This is a genomic window from Serratia sp. SA088 (genome assembly GCF_049065515.1).
GTDB lineage: Bacteria > Pseudomonadota > Gammaproteobacteria > Enterobacterales > Enterobacteriaceae > Serratia > Serratia nematodiphila.
Map to the genome: position 1 here is coordinate 401176 of NZ_JBAKGW010000001.1, position 22255 is coordinate 423430.

Annotated in this window: 14 protein-coding genes; 11 read left to right on the forward strand and 3 right to left on the reverse strand. The window is 58.1% G+C overall.

Going from position 1 to position 22255, the window contains the following annotated elements; all coding sequences use genetic code 11:
* The first annotated feature begins 59 nt into the window (after window positions 1-59).
* Both ACOWVD_RS01980 and ACOWVD_RS01985 read left to right on the forward strand, forming a co-directional pair.
* The gene (locus tag ACOWVD_RS01980) at window positions 60-1634 is read left to right on the forward strand and encodes an ABC transporter substrate-binding protein (protein WP_004934699.1); all 1575 of its coding nucleotides are present in this window, start codon (window positions 60-62) and stop codon (window positions 1632-1634) included.
* Between the two features lie 220 nt (window positions 1635-1854).
* Entirely contained in the window at window positions 1855-3465 is a 1611-nt protein-coding gene (locus tag ACOWVD_RS01985) for a hypothetical protein (protein ID WP_421105400.1), read from the forward strand.
* Here ACOWVD_RS01985 and ACOWVD_RS01990 read toward each other — a convergent pair.
* Entirely contained in the window at window positions 3462-4130 is a 669-nt protein-coding gene (locus ACOWVD_RS01990) for a prepilin peptidase (RefSeq protein WP_164094849.1), read from the reverse strand. The genes ACOWVD_RS01985 and ACOWVD_RS01990 overlap by 4 nt on opposite strands.
* A gap of 429 nt (window positions 4131-4559) precedes the next feature.
* Between ACOWVD_RS01990 and ACOWVD_RS01995 the strand changes: the two genes are divergently transcribed.
* Window positions 4560-6071, forward strand: coding sequence for a YchO/YchP family invasin (locus ACOWVD_RS01995; protein WP_152903411.1), 1512 nt, complete (start codon window positions 4560-4562; stop codon window positions 6069-6071).
* Here the strand turns inward: ACOWVD_RS01995 and narL are convergent.
* Both narL and narX read right to left on the reverse strand, forming a co-directional pair.
* Window positions 6068-6718, reverse strand: a complete 651-nt coding sequence (narL, locus tag ACOWVD_RS02000; protein WP_004934684.1) for a two-component system response regulator NarL — start codon at window positions 6716-6718, stop codon at window positions 6068-6070. The genes ACOWVD_RS01995 and narL overlap by 4 nt on opposite strands.
* A gap of 10 nt (window positions 6719-6728) precedes the next feature.
* On the reverse strand, window positions 6729-8513 hold the full coding sequence (narX, locus tag ACOWVD_RS02005) for a nitrate/nitrite two-component system sensor histidine kinase NarX (protein WP_049240580.1): 1785 nt from the start codon (window positions 8511-8513) through the stop codon (window positions 6729-6731).
* 349 nt (window positions 8514-8862) lie between these two features.
* Here narX and ACOWVD_RS02010 point away from each other — a divergent pair, with 349 nt between their 5' ends.
* The 8 genes from ACOWVD_RS02010 to narI all read left to right on the forward strand — a co-directional run bounded on the left by ACOWVD_RS02010 (window position 8863) and on the right by narI (window position 22151).
* Entirely contained in the window at window positions 8863-10257 is a 1395-nt protein-coding gene (locus tag ACOWVD_RS02010; protein ID WP_049240579.1) for a NarK family nitrate/nitrite MFS transporter, read from the forward strand.
* Window positions 10258-10974: 717 nt separating this feature from the next.
* The gene (locus ACOWVD_RS02015; protein WP_049240578.1) at window positions 10975-11889 is read left to right on the forward strand and encodes a transcriptional regulator; all 915 of its coding nucleotides are present in this window, start codon (window positions 10975-10977) and stop codon (window positions 11887-11889) included.
* An 836-nt stretch (window positions 11890-12725) separates the two neighbouring features.
* Entirely contained in the window at window positions 12726-14009 is a 1284-nt protein-coding gene (locus ACOWVD_RS02020) for a flippase (RefSeq protein WP_197763481.1), read from the forward strand.
* Between the two features lie 179 nt (window positions 14010-14188).
* Window positions 14189-15037 (forward strand): ATP-grasp fold amidoligase family protein, encoded by an 849-nt coding sequence (locus ACOWVD_RS02025; protein WP_164094852.1) that lies wholly within the window; start codon window positions 14189-14191, stop codon window positions 15035-15037.
* A gap of 412 nt (window positions 15038-15449) precedes the next feature.
* Window positions 15450-19211, forward strand: coding sequence for a nitrate reductase subunit alpha (locus ACOWVD_RS02030; RefSeq protein ID WP_421105401.1), 3762 nt, complete (start codon window positions 15450-15452; stop codon window positions 19209-19211).
* Window positions 19208-20752 (forward strand): nitrate reductase subunit beta, encoded by a 1545-nt coding sequence (narH, locus tag ACOWVD_RS02035; protein WP_049240570.1) that lies wholly within the window; start codon window positions 19208-19210, stop codon window positions 20750-20752. Before ACOWVD_RS02030 ends, narH begins: the two co-directional genes overlap by 4 nt.
* A complete protein-coding gene (narJ, locus tag ACOWVD_RS02040) occupies window positions 20749-21471 on the forward strand; it encodes a nitrate reductase molybdenum cofactor assembly chaperone (protein ID WP_332069914.1) in 723 nt (240 codons plus the stop codon). The genes narH and narJ overlap by 4 nt, the downstream gene beginning before the upstream one ends.
* 2 nt (window positions 21472-21473) lie before the next feature.
* On the forward strand, window positions 21474-22151 hold the full coding sequence (gene narI, locus ACOWVD_RS02045) for a respiratory nitrate reductase subunit gamma (RefSeq protein ID WP_421105402.1): 678 nt from the start codon (window positions 21474-21476) through the stop codon (window positions 22149-22151).
* Window positions 22152-22255: the final 104 nt, after the last annotated feature.

The following is a 22255-nucleotide window of genomic DNA, read 5'->3' on the forward strand; positions in this document are numbered from 1 at the left end:
AATTCTTACCCCCTACACTCGAAAAACAGCGCAACCGCGTGATTGTGGAGAGTGTATCGATGAAACGGTTAATTCCAACCTTATTGTATGGCGCGCTGGCGGCCGCTTTTGGTGCGCAGGCTGCCACCCCGCAGGATACCTTGGTAGTGGTCAGTTCGTTGGAGGGCATTATCAGCCTCGATCCGGCGGAGAGCTTTGAAACCGTCAGTTCGGCCAATCTGGTCAATCTCTATCAGCGCCTGGTGGCGCCGGATCGCGCCGCGCCGCAAAAGCTGGCGCCGGACGCCGCAGGCAGTTGGCAAGCGGGCGCCGATGGCCGCAGCCTGACCTTTACCCTGAAACCGCAGCAGCGTTTCGCTTCCGGCAACCCGCTGCGGCCAGAAGATGTGATTTTTTCGCTGGTTCGCGCGGTGAAGCTGAACAAGGCGCCGTCGTTTATTCTCGGCGAGTTTGGCTGGACGCCGGATAACGTTGAGCAACAGCTGAAGAAGGTGGGAGATAACCAGGTGCAACTCAGTTGGCCCGCCAACATCGGCAGCGAGTTGGCGCTGCGGCTGCTGACGGCGAATGTGGCTTCGATCGTGGATGAAAAGCTGTTGAACGAGCACGCGCAGCAGGGGGACTACGGTAACGGCTGGCTGCGCAGCCATTCCGCCGGCGGCGGCCCGTATCGGGTGAACAACTATGTGCCGCATGAAGCGCTGCTGTTTGGCCGTAATGACTACGCTCCGTCGCCGGCAAGGTTGAAAACGGTGTTGTTCAAGAACGTCAGCGACGCCGGTACCCGCCGTTTGCTGTTGCTGAAAGGGGATGCCGACGTGGCCTACGATCTGGGGGCCGACCAGTTCGACTCACTGCGTAACGCGTCTGGCGTGCGCATTGAGCAGGCCGATGCGCCCCGGATCTATTACCTCGGTTTCAACACTGGCAGCAAAGACAATCCGGCGCTGGGCAATCCGGCGTTATGGCAGGCGGCGCGCTGGCTGGTCGATTATCAGAGCATCGCCGAGCAACTGCTGAAAGGGCAATATCGCGTGCATCAGGCCTTCTTGCCGCAGGGATTGGACGGGGCACTCGACGATCGGCCGTTTAAGCTCGACGTGGACAAAGCCAAACAGATCCTGCGCGATGCCGGCATCGCCGAAGGCACGCGCATCGATCTTATCGTCATCAACCAACCGCCGTATACCGACATCGCGCAGGCGCTGCAGGCCAGTTTTGCGCAGGCCGGGCTGCGGTTGGATATCCATCCGGTGGTAGAAAGCGATCTGTGGGGCAAGATGCGCGGCCGCGATTTTCAGGCGATCTTCACCTACTGGGGCGCCGACTACCTGGATCCGAACACCAACGCCAGCGCCTTTGCCTATAACGTGCCCGGTGGGCCGAAAACCCTGGCCTGGCGCACCCAGTGGAACATTCCCGCCATCAGCGCGGAAACGCGCGCCGCGGCTGCGGAAGGGAACAGCGCCGCGCGCAGCGCACGTTACGTCACGTTGCAACGGGAACTGCAGGCCAGCTCGCCGTATGTGGTGGCGCTGCAGGGGCAAACGCTGGTGGCATTGCGGGACAACGTCGAAGGTGCCCGGTTGGATATCGCCAACAGCATGCTGTATCTGGATCGGGTCAGCAAGTAGCGGGCCTGTCCGAGCTTTCTGTCGCACCAAAGGCCAACGGCGAGTGAAATCGCTGGCTATTGCTACCTCGGATCGCGAGATGTTGTGTCAGGGTGAAATAAAATGAAATTTCATAACGCGCTCATATGACGGTGATAGATTGGCACTGAAAGGCGGCGTTGTTGACGCCTTTCACCGCGGCCGTCCGCAATGATGCGGACACATCACGTCAGGAGATATTATGGACAATAACGAAAACGCTTCAGGAGCGCGCGCAGCAACCTTGATCGCCACCGGTGAGGTTGTTACGCCGGAACAGTTTTATCAAGACAGCGACGGAAGCAACTGGGGGCCGGCGATCAACAAAGCGGCGGCGGCGGCGCTGCAAGCCGGCGGTACGCTGTCCCTTGGGCAGCGGGTGTATACGGTCGCCGGACACGTACTCATTCAGACGACAACGGACATCTACGGCGGCATCGGTTTGCGGGTGGTCGGATTGGGACGGGCGACCAAAATTGTCAAGACGGCGGACAGCAGTTACACCAACGAACAGGGCGAAACGAAGAAAGCGGTGATCGTGGTGAAAGGCTTCGCCAATCTGACGCTGCACGGCTTGACGTTGCGGGATGATACCGGCGTAGACGACACTCACGGCGTGTGGTTCAGCGATCGCAATATGACGAAGTTTGATATTCGCGACATCTACACCAAGGTCGGCGGTTATTCGCTGTTTGTCTCGGGCGACATGTTCATTAACTGGCTGGTGAACGTGCAGATGGAGGCAAACGCCAATCGCCCGGGCGATGGGGTGCTGTGGATGGACAAGTCCGGCACCACCAATTTTATAGACGGCCTCTACGCCGCTCGCGCCAAGGGGACTGCGTTCAGAATTTCAGGGTTTTACTCTACTATCGGCTCGTTGGCTGCGGATGACTGCATCGGCGATATCTACTCGTTCAAAGATTTTAACGGCACGATCAATTCGTTGGGCTGCGAGAACCGCAACACGCAGCGCGCCGCCAATGTCAGCGTGTTGTCCACCAACTTTGCCCAGGGCACGATAGGCAATATCAATATCCAGGACGCGCAGAATGTGGAGAGCGGGAGCGTGTTGTGCCGATTCATCAACGAATCTCGTTGGGACATCAGTCAGTTGACTCTTTACAGCGGTTCGAAGACGCAGTTCCCGGCGGCGATCGCCGCCTGCAGCAACAATACCGAGGTAACCTTCAGTAACGTATACAACGGCGGCGTTCCGGTGGCCGGCAAAAGCACCGTCGACGTTACGTCGTTTTTAAACGGGGTCGAAGCGATGTACAGTCTGGGCGAGCGGGGAATTGCTCCTTCCGCCACCAGCAACCATTTGCCGCGCAATATCTCGAAACAGCAATCGTGGACTTTTTTAGGCACCCTGACCGCGCCGGATCGGCAACCTACAACGCGCATTACTCTTCAACAGGGCGTAAGCACCAAGGTGCTGGCGTGCGATTTATATATCACGTTCGATCTGTCTTCGCAGGCGACCGCCTTTGTCGTCAATAAAGGCAGCTATAGCGCGAAAGGCGCCTTTATGTTGCGGCGCACCGGGCCGTTAAGCTGCGAAATATATTACCGCGTCGAGAAAGATTTCGGCTTTGGCAGTTATCAGGTGCAGACTACGCGCGGCAGCTACTGGCGGCCGGACGGCGTTTCATTGAGCACGCCACCCGCCGATGCGTTGGAAATCCGCAGCGATGAGGTGTTATCCACCACCAGGCTCGCAGTGATCCAGCCACTGGCCAATCCGACAACGGCCAGCACTGCGGAAGTGGCAGGATTGCTCAATCGGCTGATCGAGACACTGAAGAACTAACCGAATAACGCCGGCGCGTTCTGGCCGGCGTCCATCAAGAGCAACAGCCAGCCGGCGGCCGCCAAGGCGATGCCGAAAGGTTGCCGCGTTCGCCAGGCGCGGCGGTTGCGACGGCCGCGCGTCAATGCCATGCCTAATCCGAACATGGCCGCCAGACAGACCAGCAGCGGCAGCATCGTCCAACCGAGCCAGGCGCCCAGCGCCGCCAGCAGTTTGAAATCACCCTGGCCGATGCCGTTACGCCGCCGCACCTGCCGATAAAGCGCGTTGAGCAGCCACAACCCCCCGTAGCCGGCGGCGGCGCCGATAACCGCGTCACCCAGCGTCGCCCAGCGAGCGTCAAGATTGCACAACATTCCGCCCCACAGCAGCGGCTGGGTTAACCGGTCCGGCAACCACCGGTGGCGCCAGTCTAGCCAGGCAAGGGCGATCAGCAGCGCCGCAGCCGGCGGCAACCACAGCCGGTGTGCTGCCGGCAGGTCGAAGGGCAGCGCCGTCAACGCCAAACCGAAGGTCGTCAGCAGCAGGCTACGGCGGCGCAATTGCGGTGGGTTGGCGCGCCCGGCCGCCGTTCGCTCCAACCGGGTGATGAGCGCGAAGGCGACCACACCTGCCGACAGCAGCGCGGTGAAAAACAGCGCGGGCCACAGTAAGGAAAGAAACATCGGGGCTCCATAAGTCGTGAAATGGATGTTTAAAATAACGGCAAAATGCGTATTTCATCGGGGTGAAATGCGGTGGGCTGTGAGGAATGCGCAGTTGTACGCATCGCCACTTCACGTATTGCAGAGTGAGGCAATGTCATGCGCGGAGGCGCGCAACAGCGGGGTGTTGCGCTTTTTATCGGCAAAATCGGTGCTGAAATGGTGTGAATTCACCTGGCGGCCGGAATGGATCGGTAAAGGGCGTAAGTGACGGCGTCACTGGAGAGTGATTGGGGTTTATCCTATTGTTTCTGTTCGTCAAGCCGTTAGGCTTTAAGGGAGAGGCGCCCCGGCCTGGACGGGGCGTAGGGTTTCCAGATCTGCCGCGGGAAAGGCGACAGCAAAGCAGTGGGTTGGCCTGCTCCAGGAGGGAGGGGGGCCAACGGTGCCATGAAAGACGAAATTCAGGCGGGACTCATCAAAACCAAAAAACGACGCTGGCACAGCCGCCAGGCGGTGTGGCTGGCCGGGGCGCTGGTGTGGCTGGCCGGCGCGGCACCCGCCTGCGCCGAATCCCCGCCGGCACCGGAGAGCGTTGTCTCTTCCGCACCGGCCGCCGCAGATCCGGCCGCGAATTTGCCCGAACTGGGCGGCGCGCCCGATGACGCCGCGCGCGAGAAGCAGTGGGCCGAGATGGCCAAGCAGTTCGGCGAAAAAGATCTGAATAACGTTTCCCGTCAGCAGATGCGCAGCCGCGCCGAGGATTATCTGCTGGGCCAGGCGACCGGCGCGCTGCAACAGCAGGCGCAGGAACTGTTGTCGCCGCTGGGCACCGCACGATTATCGCTGAAGATGACCGGTGAGGGGGACTTTACCGGCAGCAACGGGCAGTTATTCAGCCCGCTGTACGACGTCGACGGATTGCTGACCTACAGCCAGATCGGCTGGCTACAGCAAAGCGCCGGGGCGCTCGGTAATTTCGCGCTGGGGCAGCGCTGGATCGCCGGTGACTGGCTGCTGGGGTACAACACGGCGCTCGACAGCGATTTCGCCCGGCAGCGCAATCGCGGCAGCGTCGGCGCGGAGGCCTGGGGAGACTACCTGCGTTTCTCCACCAACTATTACTACCCGCTGTCGGCGCTGGCGCAAAAGTCTGGCGATGGCGTGTTTTTCAGCCGTCCGGCGCGCGGTTACGACATCACGACGCAAGGCTATCTGCCGTTTTATCGCCAGATCGGCGGTTCGCTCAGCTATGAGCAGTATCTCGGCGATAATGTCGATCTGTTCGGCAGCGGCAAAAAACAAAACGATCCGCGCGCGATGCAGCTGGGGCTCAATTACACCCCGGTGCCGCTGGTGACGATGAAGGCGCTGCATAAGATTGGCGCGGGCGGGCAGAGCCAGGATCAGATCGAGCTGGCGCTGAGCTATCGGCTCGGGGTGCCGTTGGTGAAGCAGATTTCGCCGGAGTATGTGGCGCAGGCCAAGTCGCTGCGCGGCAGCCGCTACGATCCTATCGAACGCAAGAACGTGCCGGTGCTGGAGTTCCGCCAGCGCAAAACGCTGCAGGTGTTCCTCGCTACGCCGCCGTGGAGCCTGCAGGCGGGGGAAACCGTGCCGCTGGTGCTGGAAATCAAGGCATTGAACGGGATTTCTCACGTCAGTTGGCAGGGGGATACGCAGGCGCTGAGCCTGACGCCGCCGCACAATGCCAACGATCCGCAGGGCTGGACGGCGATCGTGCCGCCGTGGGACGATGCGCCGGGCGCCGCCAACAGCTACCGGCTATCGGTCACGCTGGAGGACGATAAACAGCAGCGCGTGACGTCCAACTGGATAGAGCTGAAAGTGGCGCCGCCGCTGACGGCGACCGCCGGTGATGACGCGGGCCTGCCGCCGATCAAAACCCTGACGCCGCCGCCGATCCCGGCGCAAACCGGGCCGCTGTACGGCGGCGACTAACCGTTTTTGCCCTGCAGCACCCACACGGCGGCCTCGACGCGGGATTTTAGCTTCATCTTTTTCAGCAGGTGTTTGACGTGTACCTTGACGGTGCTTTCGGTGATGGTCAGGCGGCGGGCGATCAGCTTGTTCGGCAGCCCCTGGGCGATCAGCTTCAGAATATCCCGTTCGCGCGGCGTCAATTGCTGAATATCGCGATCGGCGCTGGGGCGGTTTTCCCGCAGGCTGGCGGCGAGGATCGGCGTCAGCGTTTCGCTGAGCACCATCTGCCCGGCCGCCGCCTGATGCAGCGCCTTCAGCAGATCCTCCGGCTCCATGTCTTTCAACAAATAACCGTCGGCGCCGCGTTTGAGCGCGCTGACGACGTCGTCTTCATGGTTGGACACGCTGAACACCACAACGCGCCCCGACAGGTCTGTCTGGCGCAGGCGATCCAGCGTTTCCAGCCCGTTGATGCCGGGCATGTTGAGGTCGAGCAGGATCAGATCCGGATCGTGCTGCTCCGCCAGCGCGACCCCTTGCTCACCGTTGCTGGCTTCGGCGATGACCTGCAGGCGAGCGTCCATGCCAATCAGCTGTTTTACGCCGTTGCGCAGCATCGGGTGGTCGTCGATCAGTAAGATGGTGGCGGCGGTTTCTGTCGTCATGGTGTCTCCGTTAGTCGATGGCGTGGTTATCCGGCGTGAAGCTGACTCGCACCTCGGTGCCGCCGCCGCTGCGCGGTAAAATGTCGCAACGGCCATGCAGGCTCTTGGCGCGATCGCGCATGATGATCAAGCCGTAATGGTCGGGGCGGGATGTTTCGGCCGGCAGGCCGCGTCCGTTGTCGCATACGCTCAGGGTCACTTCGCCCCGTTTGTTGATGACCTGAATGCTCACCTCGCTGGCGGCGGCATGCTTAAGGATGTTGCTGAGCGCCTCGCGGGCGATCTGCAGCAGATGAATGGCCTGGTAGGCGGGCACCGTGCGCGGCCCCAGTTGGTAATCGAGGCTGATGTTCAGGCCCAGTTTGGGATTGAACTCCGCTACCGTCGATTGCAGCGCCGCCAGCAGGCCCGGTTCGGTCAGCTGCAGGCGGAAGGTGGTCAGCAGCTCGCGCAGCTGGCGATAGGCGCCGTTCAGCTCTTCGCGCATCTGCTGCACCAGCGCCTGGCTGGCGGACGAGAGCGTTTCGCCTTGCATCTGCAGGCAGGCGATCTGCATTTTCAGGCAGGAGAGCGATTGGGCGATGGAGTCGTGCAGCTCGCGGGCGATCGCCGCCCGTTCTTCCATCAGCATCAGCTGCTGCTGGTGGTCTACCTGACGTTCGATGGCCAGCACGCTGGTCAGTTGCTCCACCAGAGTGTTGACCAGCTGGCGGTGCTCATCGTTCAGCGGCTGTTGCGGCGCATGTTGCGCCACGATCACGCCATAGTCGCCAAGTTTGTCACTCAGGCTCCAGCTCAGCGACGGGTTGTCGGGATGCTGGCGGTCGCTGTCGTGCAGGCAGGCGCTGCACACCGGATTATGGCAATGCTCCGGCCGCAACGGCTGGTTGCCGCTCAGCTGCAGCAGCGGCTCCCGGCTGTCGTTTTCATACAGCCGCACTTGAATGGCGCGCAGCGGCGTCAGGATTTGCAGTTGGTTGAGCAGCGGCGTCAGGCGGCTGCACAATGGCTCGCTGGCGTGCAGCAGGCGGCTGGCGCGATAGAGGAAGCTCAGCATCTGATTTTTTTGCTGCAGGTCCGCGGTCTTCTCGGCTACGCGCTGCTCCAGCCCGCTGTAGGTGGCCGACAGTTCGTCGGACATGGTGTTCAACGCGCCGCCGAGCGACGCCATTTCATCCTGATGGCCGCGCTGCGCGAAGCGGCGGCTAAAGTCGCCGCGGCCCACCGCCAACGCCATTTCCACCAGCTGCCGCCACGGATGCAGCAACCGGCGGCGCAGGTAGCAGGTGGTGCCGATCAGCAGCAGCAGGGTCAGCGCGATAAAGCCGGCCTGCACCAGCGTCACCATCAGCAGGCGGCGCTCGGTTTGCCTGTCGATATCCGAGACCAGCTTATCCAACAGCTGCACGAAGTGCGCCACCTGCGGCGCGGCGTCGGCCGGGCGCTGCGCGCTGCGCAGGCGAGGTTGCAGGGTCTGTTGCCAGTAGTTGCGCAAGGTGTCGAAAGGTTGCGTCAACCCTTCCTGTTCCACTGAACGCTGCAGGTCGGGGCTGTTTTCGTCGCGCTCCAGTTCGCGGATCAACGCTTCATGCCGTTCATCCAGCGGCACCTGCGCCAGCAGACGGTAGCTTTGCATACGCAGCGAGCCGGCCTTGTTGATGGCATGCGCATTGCCCTGAATGCTTTGCGACATCCAGGCGGAAATCCCCATGCCGGCCACGCCCAGAATGCCCGACAGCAACATCAGCAGGGCGACCTGATTCACGATCGAAAGCGGGGCCAACAGGCGTTTCATAAGCGCGGGTTCCTGGCATTTGGCGCCGCTGAAGCTCAGGGGCGAAGGCGGCGACGGGGTAAACAAGTAACGATTCAGCCGTATTTTTGATTATCCCTGAGCATAACCCCATACCTCGAATGAAGTACCCATTAGTTTCCGGCGGGGTGGCGAAGCGGTGAGGATGACGAAGTGGTTCTTTATAATTTATTGATTATAAATGATTTAATTTTTATCCGGAATGTACCCCTAAGGGGATGAAGGCGCTATTTGTGCCGCCAACTACTTGCATTCGGGTTGATATACATCAACTTTGCCGCCGGGGCCGCCCCCTAGGGTGTCGGAATAATCCCCCGTGTCTGAGGTTTTTATGTCGCAACTTGCAACGCCTTCATCAAAGAAAATCGGTGCGCTGATTCAGGATTGGCATCCTGAAGACAGCGCCTTTTGGCAGCAGCGTGGCCATCGCATCGCCACCCGCAACCTGTGGATTTCCATTCCCTGTCTGCTGCTGGCCTTCTGCGTCTGGATGCTGTTCAGCGCCGTCGCGGTCAACCTGAACAAGGTTGGCTTCAACTTTTCCACCGATCAACTGTTCCTGTTGACAGCGCTGCCGTCGGTCTCGGGCGCTATTTTACGCGTGCCGTATTCCTTCGTGATCCCGCTGTTTGGCGGCCGTCGCTGGACCGCTATCAGCACCTGCTTCCTGCTGGTGCCGTGCTTGTGGCTGGGATTCGCGGTGCAGGACAGCAGCACGCCGTACAGCGTGTTCGTCATCATTTCCCTGCTGTGCGGTTTTGCGGGCGCCAACTTTGCCTCCAGCATGGCCAATATCAGCTTCTTCTTCCCGAAAGCGCGTCAGGGCGGCGCATTGGGTCTCAACGGCGGGTTGGGGAATCTGGGCGTCAGCGTCATGCAACTGGTCGCGCCGCTGGCGATCTCTTTCAGCCTGTTTGGTCTGTTTGGCGGCACGGCGCAAGATCAGGCAGAAGGGGGGCAGCTGTGGCTGGAAAACGCCGCCTGGATCTGGGTACCGTTCCTGCTGGCTGCCACCTTGGCGGCCTGGTTCGGCATGAACGATCTGGCGGCGGCCAAGGCATCGCTGCGCCAGCAACTGCCAGTGCTCAAACGTGGGCATTTGTGGATGCTGAGTTTGCTGTACCTCGCGACCTTCGGTTCTTTCATCGGTTTCTCCGCCGGTTTCGCCATGCTGTCGAAGACGCAATTTCCGGAGGTCGTGATCCTGCATTACGCTTTCTTTGGGCCGTTCCTCGGGGCGCTGGCGCGGCCGGTCGGCGGTGCGCTGTCTGACCGTTTCGGCGGCGTGCGGGTGACGTTGATCAACTTTGTGGTGATGGCCGTGTTCGCCGCGCTGTTGTTCCTGACCTTGCCGACGGCGGGCGAGGGCGGTTCGTTCATCGCCTTCTACGGCATCTTTATGGTGCTGTTCCTCACGGCGGGGCTGGGCAGCGGATCGACTTTCCAAATGATCGCCGTCATTTTCCGTAAAATCACTGTCGATCGCGTGAAAGCGGCTGGCGGCAGTGACGAGAGCGCACAGCGTGAAGCGGTGACGGACTCCGCCGCCGCATTGGGCTTTATCTCGGCGATCGGCGCCGCAGGCGGCTTCTTTATTCCCCAGGCATTCGGTACCTCGCTGGCGCTGACCGGCTCACCGGCGGGGGCAATGAAAGTATTCCTGGTGTTCTATATCTTGTGTGTGGTCATCACCTGGGCGGTGTATGGCCGCAAGAAAGCGAGCTGATCGTGTGCCTCGAGGGCTGCCCGTTAAACTGGTGACGGGCGGCCTGGCGGGGCACCTAGTTTTATGCCGAATTTCATGTTGCTCTATATGTCTTCTTCAGTTGATGCTGCGTAGTTTTTTCCTTTTAATATCGTACTTTTCGTTTTTACTACACCATTCTCAAAAATAATCTGTTTTTGAAACCTTGTTCTGTTTTTTAGAGAGAAAAGTAAAACATCATTTTAAAATGATGGCGAGTGGGAGGATATTGAAAGTACTCTCCGATCTTGTTTGCCAATGTGGAAATATTTCTCTTTTTTGGCTTTGCGGTTATTAAATGACCGCCAGTTATGTTGATTGAGATAAATCTCATTTCTTATTGATGGCGAGTCTTTCGCTATTCTAACAATAGGATTAGGCTTAAAAATCGCATGCTGCACGCAAATTTCACTATTTCATCGATTTGAAAACTGATTATTAAGTTTTTCTTTTTAATAACAATTGGTTATATTGGGTTTATTTGGTTTCACTCTGGCGGCAAGGTTATTTCATTTGGTAGAAAAATCATTCACCCAGTGTTCATCGAAGCTGCCATCAAGGGAATGAAAATGAAACCAGAAATAGACGCTGGTATGAAGTGATTAAATTTTTTCATCTTTGACTTTACATTTAATTTCTTGAACATTTTTTCATGTTTCTATACAAAGTGAGCAGGGCAGGTATAGAAAGGAAACTAAATTGAACTTTGAGAAAAAAATAAGGATTAGGAATCTTGACGTATTAAATCTCTCCGGGCAGAAATTTCGCATGCGCTGGAAAGAGTCTCAGATTCTGTCACTGCTTATCGCGAGATCGCCAGAATTGGTTACACGAACGGAAATTATAGAAAATATATGGAAAGGAACTTACTGCTCAGATTCAACTATAAATCAAACAATTAAGTCTATCAGGCAAAAAATTGGCGATGTCGATCACACCATTATCAGAACTATTCCCAGGCTCGGTTATAAAGTTGAAAATAAAAGTATTTTCCAGTTTACAGAAGACACCGAAGAACTAAATAACGATGAAACCTGGAATAATACATCGATAGAGAATGAATCTCTTCAAGCGGAATATTCTGAAAATACGGAGGAGATCGAGGAATCGGATAATGATAAAATGGCTAAAAGCGATGAGGAAATTAACGCAGAAGCAGAGCATGTCGCTTCGTATCTGATGGCGAAGAATAAAACAAGGAAAAGACATTTTTCTCCACGTCGCCGCGCTTTTGCGCTCAGCATGCCGTCGCGCACGCTTAAGGTTGCGATCTGTCTGTTGATTTCTTTATCGATACTGGCTATTTCGTTGTTCTCTTATATGTTAGGCAACCAGGCAAGACTCATAGCGACTAATGATATCAGGAATGATACCCGCGTGGTTCTAACGCTGGTGTTGAATGAGCCTGGTGTAAACAACGGAAAAGTAATGATTTGCGTGTATCAGGGCAGCAACCACGATACGGCGAAAATGGAGTGCGCCGACGTTAATAATCCGCAATTTAAGAAATCAGTGAGCGGCGTTCCGCTTTCTTTATCCGTAGGCCGGGCGGACGTGCTTGATGCGAAATATAGGAACCTTAAATATCAAGTTTATTATGATGTTGGGGATTGATCGTTGTTTGGATTTCATTTTTTTCATTGGGCCACAGCCGCCGTTACGTTGATTTTACTATTTGTTATTTGAAATGCAGAGCATGTTTATTCAGTCTGAATTTCGGAATCATGGCGCATAACAGGCATAAGACGCATGGCACCGCCGCGCAGATGGGGCGGTATGGCAATCGCTGATGTGTGCCCGAAAGATGTTGCCTCATGGATAAAGAGAACGGTGGTAACACATTAATGAGCAATCCCTGGGGAAGTGTGATTAATGATTTTTCGCTTATGTTGTTCTCAATTTTTCCGCAGATGAATGTTTAAGTGTGATTTGAAAAAAGCCGGTGCGTATTTATGTTTGGCGGATTTCTCGCACGGAAAAGCGTGGGGAATGCCGATCGATCACGACGAGCAAAAGGCATATTGGGGGCAGATTCCCAAGGGCGGTAGCATGCATTTTTTTATAAGAAAAATAACGTGGCCAAAGAAAAGCGTCTTTGGGTTTTCTGGGTGAGAAAGAACGGTGGAAGAAAGATTATCGGCGTTATCGGGCAGGCGTTTACGGCGAAGAATGCGCTTTCCTTATCCGGCAAGGCGCACAGAAGGCGCTGCCGGGGTCTTCACCGGCGCATCATGTCTTGCATATCATTGATATGCGGTCTGTACTTGGCATAAGCGAAGCGTTATTGTTGGCGCTTAAAGCGGTTGTGGATTGTTGTGGAATGTGGATATGACCAAAAGAACGAAAATAAGCCTGGGTCGCATTGCACCCTGCCGCGTTGGCATTAATTCTCAGTTTTTTAATGAGACCATCGCCATTTTCCCCCCCTCCCGTTGCGGGTGCGATTAGAGATGAAACGGACGCTCACCAATGCACTCTGGTTGATGCTTGAACGCCTTTCTCTCAGCGTTTCGGGCATTTTCGTGTCTATCTATGTGGCGCGTTATCTGGGGCCTGGCCAGTTCGGCGTCCTGAATTATCTGTTGGCGACCATTGCAGTGTTGGTGCCGCTGGCTCAGCTCGGCGCCGACAGCGTCATTTTCAATCGCATTGCGCGCCGGCCAGCCAGCGGGATGCACCTGATGATGGCCTCCATACGGCTCAGGCGGCGCGTGTTTTTGTTGGGTGCGTTGCCTGTGTTGGCATGGCACGTGTTCTCTCACAATAATACCGACGTTTTGATCCTGTTGCTGATGCTGGCAAGCGCCTATTTTTCAGTACAGGACGTCTACAAAATTTATTACGACGCCACCTTAAAATCGAAACGCAATACGCTGATAAACAACTCGGTTTTGCTTTTGTCCATCGCATTGCGCCTGATGTTGGTTCATGCCGAGCTCAGTCTGGCGTGGTTCGCGATTCCTTACGTTGTCAGCAGTGCGATACCTTATTTCCTGCGCCGTTGGATGTTCCACCGTGAGGTGCGCGGGCGATTGGCGCCGGTCAAGGGGCGGAAGCGACAACGTTATGAGCGTCATTTGTTCAGCGTTGGTTTGCCGCTGGCGGTGTCGAGTTTGTCGATTGTCATTTATACGCGCATCGATCAGATCATGTTAGGTGGCATGCTTGGCGAGCAGGCGGTCGGTTGGTATAGCGCGGCGCTGACTCTGGCGCAGGGGTGGTCTTTTGTGCCGATGGCGATGATCACCTCGCTTATGTCGGGCATTGCCGGCTCGCGTCAAGCGGCGGAACAGGAATATCGGATCCGACTGCTTTATGTCATCGTGATGGCGCTCTCTCTACCGGCTCTGTTGGTGTTTATCTATTTTCCGTCGCAGATTATAAACGTACTGTACGGCGATGAATATTTGCCCGCTGCCGGCGTGTTGGCCGTGTGCTCATTCACCTCTTTGGTGTCCGTATTGGGCACCGTTTCGTACAGAAGCATCGTCTTGTTTTCAGGATACCGCTTCATCGCCATGAAAATGCCGATGGTGGCGGTGATAAATATCCTGCTGAACCTCCTGTTGATTCCCCGCTATGGGTTGATGGGCGCGGCTGTTTCAACGCTATCGGCGGAGTTCATGTCGGTCTTTGTTCTGAATTATTTTTTCCAAAAAGGCAAGATTACGCGCCTGCAGTTAACGGCGTTTAGCTGCGTGCCTGTTTTCATCCGCAGACTCAAGACAAAATAAAGTGAGTTCGCTTTCATCACGCCGCCATGCAAATTGGCGGCCTGTACGCACACTCTTTAATTCTGATTAAGGAGGTTATTTACTCATGGCACCCAATGCCGCTTAAATTCTTTTTGCCATAAATAGCGCAATTTCCGTTATTTGTTTCATCATATCTTTATAAAGAACAAGGAGTCATCATGTTGCAACAACTTGTAAGGCATCTTTATAAGCATGTCCCGGACACGCTATATCATAAGATGAAATACGTTATTAACTTTAAACGGCTCCCCCATCTTTCCAATCCGGTTTTTTATAATGAAAAAATAATGAGACGAAAGATTTATCCAAGAAGGATATACACGACTTTATCGGATAAATATAAAGTAAGGGAATTTATCGCCGGACTTTGGGGTGAGCATTATCTGATTGACCTGTATGCGCAGGGTACTGAACTGACCTACGAAATGTACCAGCGCTTGCCGGACGCTTTCGTGCTTAAAGCGAATCACGGCTGCGGATTTAATAAGCTGGTTTTCGACAAACGCCAGGCCAGTTACGGTGAGCTTTACGATCTTTCTTCGGGTTGGTTGAACACGAATTTTTATGATCAGGAACGAGAAAAACACTATCAGGATATTGAGCCGAGAATATTGGCTGAGCGGCTTTTGCTGGATAATGGCGATGTGCCTAAAGATTTCAAGTTCCACTGCTTCAACCGTGAGGGCGAGGTATGCATTTTCATTCAGGTGGACTATCAGCGTTTTGGTGCCCACCGGCGTGACGTATTTGACGCTGATTGGAATAGAACGAATATTCGCATTGATATCGAAAACAGCGAGATACCGGCGCCGCGGCCAGAATGTTTTGACGAAATGATTCATTTGGCGAAGCTCACCGCGAAGCAATTTTCCTACATCAGGGTAGATTTTTATCAAGTGGAAGGGCGGGTGTATTTCGGCGAGCTGACTTTTACCCCGGGCGCCGGCCTTTGCCATCTCATGCCACTCAGTGCCGAAAAGGAATGGGGAAGTTACTTTAAAGATTGATGAAGCACTGGATTTTATCGCCTGCCGCCACGATGTTCGGTGAATGAATAAGATGAAGGCGCGGAACGTCTCGGCCGCGCCTTCATTTGCTGCCGTTCGCCCGCCGGGGGCGACGCTGATATTTCGTTCAATGAAAACACCATACGCTTTATTCGTCCATTTATACCTCCAAATACCCCCGCCTGCCGCCATCCATTCCCGAAGCCTGATTAAATGTATCATTTGTTCTTTTTTATCAGCTGATTACCTATGTTTTCGCGCTTATACTTTAGTGGTATTCGTCGCATTCGCCGCGCCTCTCTCACCGCTTTCTCTTGATCGCAATCAATTTGCCGCCGCTTGGCCGTCAGTAGGCTGGCGGCAGATTGAGCATGTCTTCTTATAACGATAAGGGCCTTCAGGAGCATTCCGGATGAGCAAATTTTTAGACCGTTTCCGCTATTTCAAGCAGTTGGCGGAGCCTTTTTCTGGCGATCACGGCCAGACCTTGAACACCAACCGCGACTGGGAAGACGGCTACCGCAGCCGTTGGCAGCACGACAAAGTGGTGCGTTCCACCCACGGCGTGAACTGCACCGGTTCCTGCAGTTGGAAGATCTACGTGAAGAATGGTCTGGTGACCTGGGAAACCCAGCAAACCGACTATCCGCGCACCCGCCCCGATCTGCCCAACCATGAACCGCGCGGCTGCCCGCGCGGCGCCAGCTACTCCTGGTACCTGTACAGCGCCAACCGGCTGAAATACCCGCTGATGCGCAAGCGGCTGCTCAAACTGTGGCGCGAGGCGAAAGCGCAGCACAGCGATCCGGTCGAGGCCTGGGGATCGATCGTCGGCGATGCGGAAAAAGCCAAGAGCTACAAGGTGGCGCGCGGCCGCGGCGGTTTCGTCCGCTCCAGCTGGCAAGAGGTCAATGAACTGATCGCCGCCGCCAACGTCTACACCGCCAAAACCTTCGGCCCTGACCGCATTATCGGCTTCTCGCCGATCCCGGCGATGTCGATGGTGTCCTACGCCGCCGGCGCCCGCTACCTGTCGCTGATCGGCGGTGCCTGCCTGAGCTTCTACGACTGGTATTGCGATTTGCCGCCGGCTTCGCCGATGACCTGGGGCGAGCAGACCGACGTGCCGGAGTCCGCCGACTGGTATAACTCTTCTTACATTATCGCCTGGGGCTCCAACGTGCCGCAGACGCGCACCCCGGACGCCCACTTCTTTACCGAAGTGCGTTACAAGGGCACCAAAACCGTGGCGGTGACGCCGGACTATGCCGAAGTCGCCAAGCTGTGCGACCACTGGCTGAATCCGAAGCAGGGCACCGACAGCGCGATGGCGCTGGCGATGGGGCACGTGATGCTGAAAGAGTTCCATCTCGATCGCGAAGTCGGCTACTTCCGCGACTACGTGCGCCGCTATACCGACATGCCGATGCTGGTGCTGCTGGAGCCGCGTGAAGGCGGCCACTACGCCGCCGGCCGCCTGCTGCGCGCCGCCGATCTGGTGGACGGACTGGGCCAGGAAAACAATCCCGAGTGGAAAACCGTCGCTATCGACAGCCGCAGCGGCGAGCTGGTGGCGCCGCAGGGCTCCATCGGTTTCCGCTGGGGCGAGAAGGGCAAGTGGAACCTGGAACAGCGCGAAGGCCAGGCGCAACAGGAAGTCGAGCTGCAACTCAGCCTGCTGGGCATGCATGACGACGTTGCCGAGGTGGGTTTCCCGTACTTCGGCGGCGCCGACAGCGAGCATTTCAACAGCGTGGCGCTGGACGAAATCCTGCTGCACAAGCTGCCGGTGAAACGCCTGCGGCTGGCGGACGGCAGCGAAGCGCTGGTGACCAGCGTGTATGACCTGACGCTGGCCAACTATGGCCTGGAGCGCGGGCTGGGCGACGCCAACTGCGCCGCCGACTATGACGAGGTCAAGGCTTACAGCCCGGCCTGGGCCGAGCAGATCACCGGCGTGTCGCGCCACAACATCATCCGCATTGCCCGCGAATTCGCGCAAAACGCCGAGAAGACCCACGGCCGTTCGATGATCATCGTCGGCGCCGGCGTCAACCACTGGTATCACATGGACATGACCTACCGCGGCCTGATCAATATGCTGATCTTCTGCGGTTGCGTCGGCCAGAGCGGCGGCGGCTGGGCGCACTACGTCGGCCAGGAAAAACTGCGGCCGCAAACCGGCTGGCTGCCGCTGGCGTTCGGCCTCGACTGGCAACGCCCACCGCGCCACATGAACAGCACTTCGTTCTTCTACAACCATTCCAGCCAATGGCGTTATGAAACCGTCGGCGCCGATGAGCTGCTGTCGCCGCTGGCGGACAAGTCGCGCTTCGGCGGCAGCCTGATCGACTTCAACGTGCGCGCCGAGCGCATGGGCTGGCTGCCGTCGGCGCCGCAGCTGGGCGCTAACCCGCTGCGCCTGGCGGAGCAGGCCCGCGCCGCCGGCCAATCGCCGGTCGAATTTACCGTCGACAGCCTGAAAAACGGCGCGCTGGGCTTTGCCGCCGAGCAGCCGGACAATCCGCAGAACTTCCCGCGCAACCTGTTCGTCTGGCGCTCCAACCTGCTGGGCTCTTCCGGCAAGGGCCATGAGTACATGCTCAAATACCTGTTGGGCACCGAAAACGGCATTCAGGGCAAAGATCTCGGCCAGCAGGGCGGCGTGAAGCCGCAGGAAGTGGAATGGCGCGAGCAGGGCGGCGAAGGCAAGCTGGATCTGGTGGTGACGCTCGATTTCCGCATGTCGAGCACCTGCCTGTATTCCGACGTGGTGCTGCCGACCGCCACCTGGTACGAAAAAGACGACATGAACACCTCCGACATGCACCCGTTCATTCATCCGCTGTCGGCGGCGGTCGATCCGGCCTGGGACTCGAAGAGCGATTGGGAGATCTACAAAGGCATCGCCAAGGCCTTCTCCGAGGTGTGCGTCGGCCATCTGGGCCAGGAAACCGACGTGGTGACGCTGCCTATCCAGCACGATTCCGCTGCCGAACTGGCGCAGCCCTACGGCGTGCAGGACTGGAAGAAAGGAGAATGCGAACTGATCCCCGGCAAAACCGCGCCGCACATCATCGCGGTGGAGCGCGATTACCCGGCCACCTACGAGCGTTTTACCTCCCTGGGGCCGCTGCTGGACAAACTGGGCAACGGCGGCAAGGGCATCAGCTGGAACACCCAGACCGAGGTCGATTTCCTCAAGCAGCTTAACTACGTCAAGGCCGACGGCCCGGCGGCGGGGCGGCCGAAGATCGAGAGCGCGATAGACGCGGCGGAAGTGATCCTGTCGCTGGCGCCGGAAACCAACGGCCAGGTGGCGGTGAAAGCCTGGGAAGCGCTGAGCAACGTCACCGGCCGCGATCACCGGCATCTGGCGCTGAACAAGGAAGACGAGAAAATTCGCTTCCGCGACATTCAGGCGCAGCCGCGCAAAATCATCTCCAGCCCGACCTGGTCTGGCCTGGAGGATGAACACGTTTCCTATAACGCCTGCTACACCAACGTGCACGAGCTGATCCCGTGGCGCACGCTCAGCGGCCGCCAGCAGCTGTATCAGGATCACGAGTGGATGCGCGCCTTCGGCGAAAGCCTGCTGGTGTACCGGCCGCCGATCGATACCCGCGCCGCCCAGCCGCTGCTCAACAGCAAGCCGAACGGCAACAAGGAGAAGGCGCTGAACTTCCTGACGCCGCACCAGAAGTGGGGTATCCATTCCACCTACAGCGACAACCTGCTGATGCTGACGCTGTCGCGCGGCGGGCCGATCGTCTGGCTGAGCGAAGACGACGCCAAAGATCTGGGCATCGCGGACAACGACTGGATCGAGGCCTTCAACGCCAACGGCGCGCTGACGGCGCGCGCGGTGGTCAGCCAGCGTATCCCGGCCGGCATGACCATGATGTACCACGCACAGGAGCGCATCGTGAATCTGCCGGGCTCGGAGATCACCAGCCAACGCGGCGGCATCCACAACTCGGTGACCCGCGCCTGTCCGAAGCCGACCCACATGATCGGCGGCTATGCGCAGCTGGCCTACGGCTTCAACTACTACGGCACCGTCGGCTCCAACCGCGACGAGTTCGTGGTGGTGCGCAAGATGAACCGTATTGATTGGTTGGACGATGAAGGCAACGACTACGCGCAGGGCAGTCAGCAGGAGAACCACAAATGAAAATTCGTTCGCAAGTCGGCATGGTGCTGAATCTGGACAAGTGCATCGGTTGCCACACCTGTTCGGTCACCTGCAAGAACGTCTGGACCAGCCGCGAAGGCATGGAATACGCCTGGTTCAACAACGTGGAAAGCAAACCCGGCGTCGGCTATCCGCACGCCTGGGAAGATCAGGAAAAATGGAAGGGCGGTTGGATCCGTAAAATCAACGGCAAGCTGGAGCCGCGCATGGGCAACCGCGTCGGCGTGCTGGCGAAAATCTTCGCCAACCCGGATGTGCCGGCGCTGGACGACTACTACGAGCCGTTCGATTACGACTACCAGCATCTGCACACCGCCAAACAGGGCAAACACCAGCCGGTGGCGCGCCCGCGCTCGCTGATCACCGGCCAGCGCATGAACAAGATCGAAAGCGGCCCGAACTGGGAAGAGATCCTTGGCGGGGAATTTGAAAAGCGCTCGCAGGACAAGAACTTCGACAACCTGCAGAAGGCGATGTACGGCCAGTTCGAAAACACCTTCATGATGTATTTGCCGCGTCTGTGCGAGCACTGCCTTAATCCGGCCTGCGTCGCCACCTGCCCGAGCGGGGCGATTTACAAACGCGGCGAAGACGGCATCGTGCTGATCGACCAGGACAAGTGCCGCGGCTGGCGCATGTGCCTGACCGGCTGCCCGTACAAGAAAATCTACTTCAACTGGAAGAGCGGCAAGTCCGAGAAGTGCATCTTCTGCTACCCGCGCATCGAAGCCGGGCAGCCGACGGTGTGTTCGGAGACCTGCGTCGGCCGCATTCGTTACCTCGGCGTGCTGCTGTACGACGCCGATCGCATCGAGCAGGCGGCGGCGGTGGAGAACGACAAGGACTTGTATCAGAGCCAGCTCGATATCTTCCTCGATCCGCATGACCCGGCGGTGATCGCTCAGGCGTTGGCGGACGGCGTGCCGCAGGGCGTCATTGAAGCCGCCCAGCAGTCGCCGGTGTACAAAATGGCGATGGACTGGAAACTGGCGCTGCCGCTGCACCCGGAATACCGCACGCTGCCGATGGTGTGGTACGTGCCGCCATTGTCGCCGATTCAGTCTGCCGCCGACGCCGGCGAGCTGGCGCACAGCGGCGTATTGCCGGACGTCGAGAGCCTGCGCATTCCGGTGCAGTATCTGGCGAACCTGCTGACCGCCGGCGATACCGAACCGGTACTGTTGGCGCTGAAGCGCATGCTGGCGATGCGCCACTACAAACGGGCGGAAACCGTCGACGGCGTAGTGGACACCAGCGCGCTGGAGCAGGTCGGTCTGAGTGAAGCGCAGGCGCAGGAGATGTACCGCTACCTGGCGATCGCCAACTATGAAGATCGCTTTGTGGTGCCGTCGAGCCACCGCGAACTGGCGCGTGAAGCCTTCCCGGAAAGCAAAGGCTGCGGCTTCAGCTTCGGCGACGGTTGCCACGGCAGCGACGGTAAGTTCAACCTGTTCAACAGCCGCCGTATCGATGCCATCGACGTGACCGCGAAAACCGCGCGGCCGGAGGACGCCTCATGATCAGCCTGAAAGTGATCGCCCGCCTGCTGGATTACCCGGAGCAGGCGCTGTTTGACCATCAGCAGGCGCTGATCGAAGCATTGGAGCCGGCCAGCGAGCTGGATCTGCACCACAGCGCGCAGCTGATTCTGTTTATCCGCCGCCTGTGCGCGCGCCCGTTGCTGGACGCGCAGGCCGATTATTGCGAACTGTTCGATCGCGGCCGCGCCACCTCGCTGCTGCTGTTTGAACACGTGCACGGCGAATCGCGCGATCGCGGCCAGGCGATGGTTGACCTGATGGCGCAGTACCGCGCCGCCGGGCTGGAGATCGACAGCCGCGAGCTGCCGGATTTCCTGCCGCTGTACCTGGAGTATTTGGCCAGCCGCAACGCGGCGCAGGCGCGCGAAGGGCTGCAGGACATCGCGCCGATCCTGGCGCTGCTGGGCGCGCGTCTGCAGCAGCGTGAAAGCCCGTATGCGGTGCTGTTCGATTTGCTGCTGGCGTTGTCCGGCAGCGAGGTGCAGGCGCAGTCTCTGGAGACGCAGGTGGTGCAAGAGGCGCGCGACGATACGCCGCAGGCGCTGGATGCGGTGTGGGAAGAGGAGCAGGTCAAGTTTCTCGGTGAACAGGGCTGCGCCTCCGCCCAGCAGACGGCGCACCAGCGGCGCTTCGCCGGCGCGGTGGCGCCACAGTATCTGGATCTGACGGATGCGTTAACCGGAACCAAAGGACGCTAATCATGCAATTTTTGAATCAGTTCTTCTTCGACATCTACCCTTATCTGGCCGGCGCGGTGTTCCTGATCGGCAGCTGGCTGCGCTACGACTACGGGCAGTACAGCTGGCGCGCCGGCTCCAGCCAGATGCTGGATAAAAAAGGCATGCGGCTGGCGTCCAACCTGTTCCACATCGGCATTATCGGCATCTTCGCGGGCCATTTCCTCGGCATGCTGACGCCGCACTGGATGTATGAAGCCTTTCTGCCGATCGACGTGAAGCAGAAGCTGGCGATGATCGCCGGCGGCGCCTGCGGCCTGATGACGCTGATCGGCGGCGCGCTGTTGCTCAAACGCCGGTTAACCAACCCGCGGGTGCGCGCCACCAGCAGCTTCGCCGACATCCTGATCCTGACGTTGCTGGTGGTGCAGGTGTGCCTCGGCCTGCTGACCATTCCGTTCTCCGTCCAGCATATGGACGGCAGCGAAATGATGAAGCTGGTGGCCTGGGCCCAGGCGGTGGTGACCTTCCACGCCGGCGCCTCTGCGCACCTGGAAGGGGTGGCGCTGATCTTCAAGCTGCACATGGTGTTGGGCATGACGCTGTTCGTGCTGTTCCCGTTCTGCCGCCTGGTGCATATCTGGAGCGCGCCGGTGGAATACCTGACCCGCCGTTACCAGCTGGTGCGCAACCGCCGTTGAGCCTGACCTCGCCGCCGCTGATCCCCAGCGGCGGCGCTATTCCGATAATTCGCCCGCCGTCTGCCCATTCTCCCCGCCATGTCGTAAACTGAATATCTCAGTCA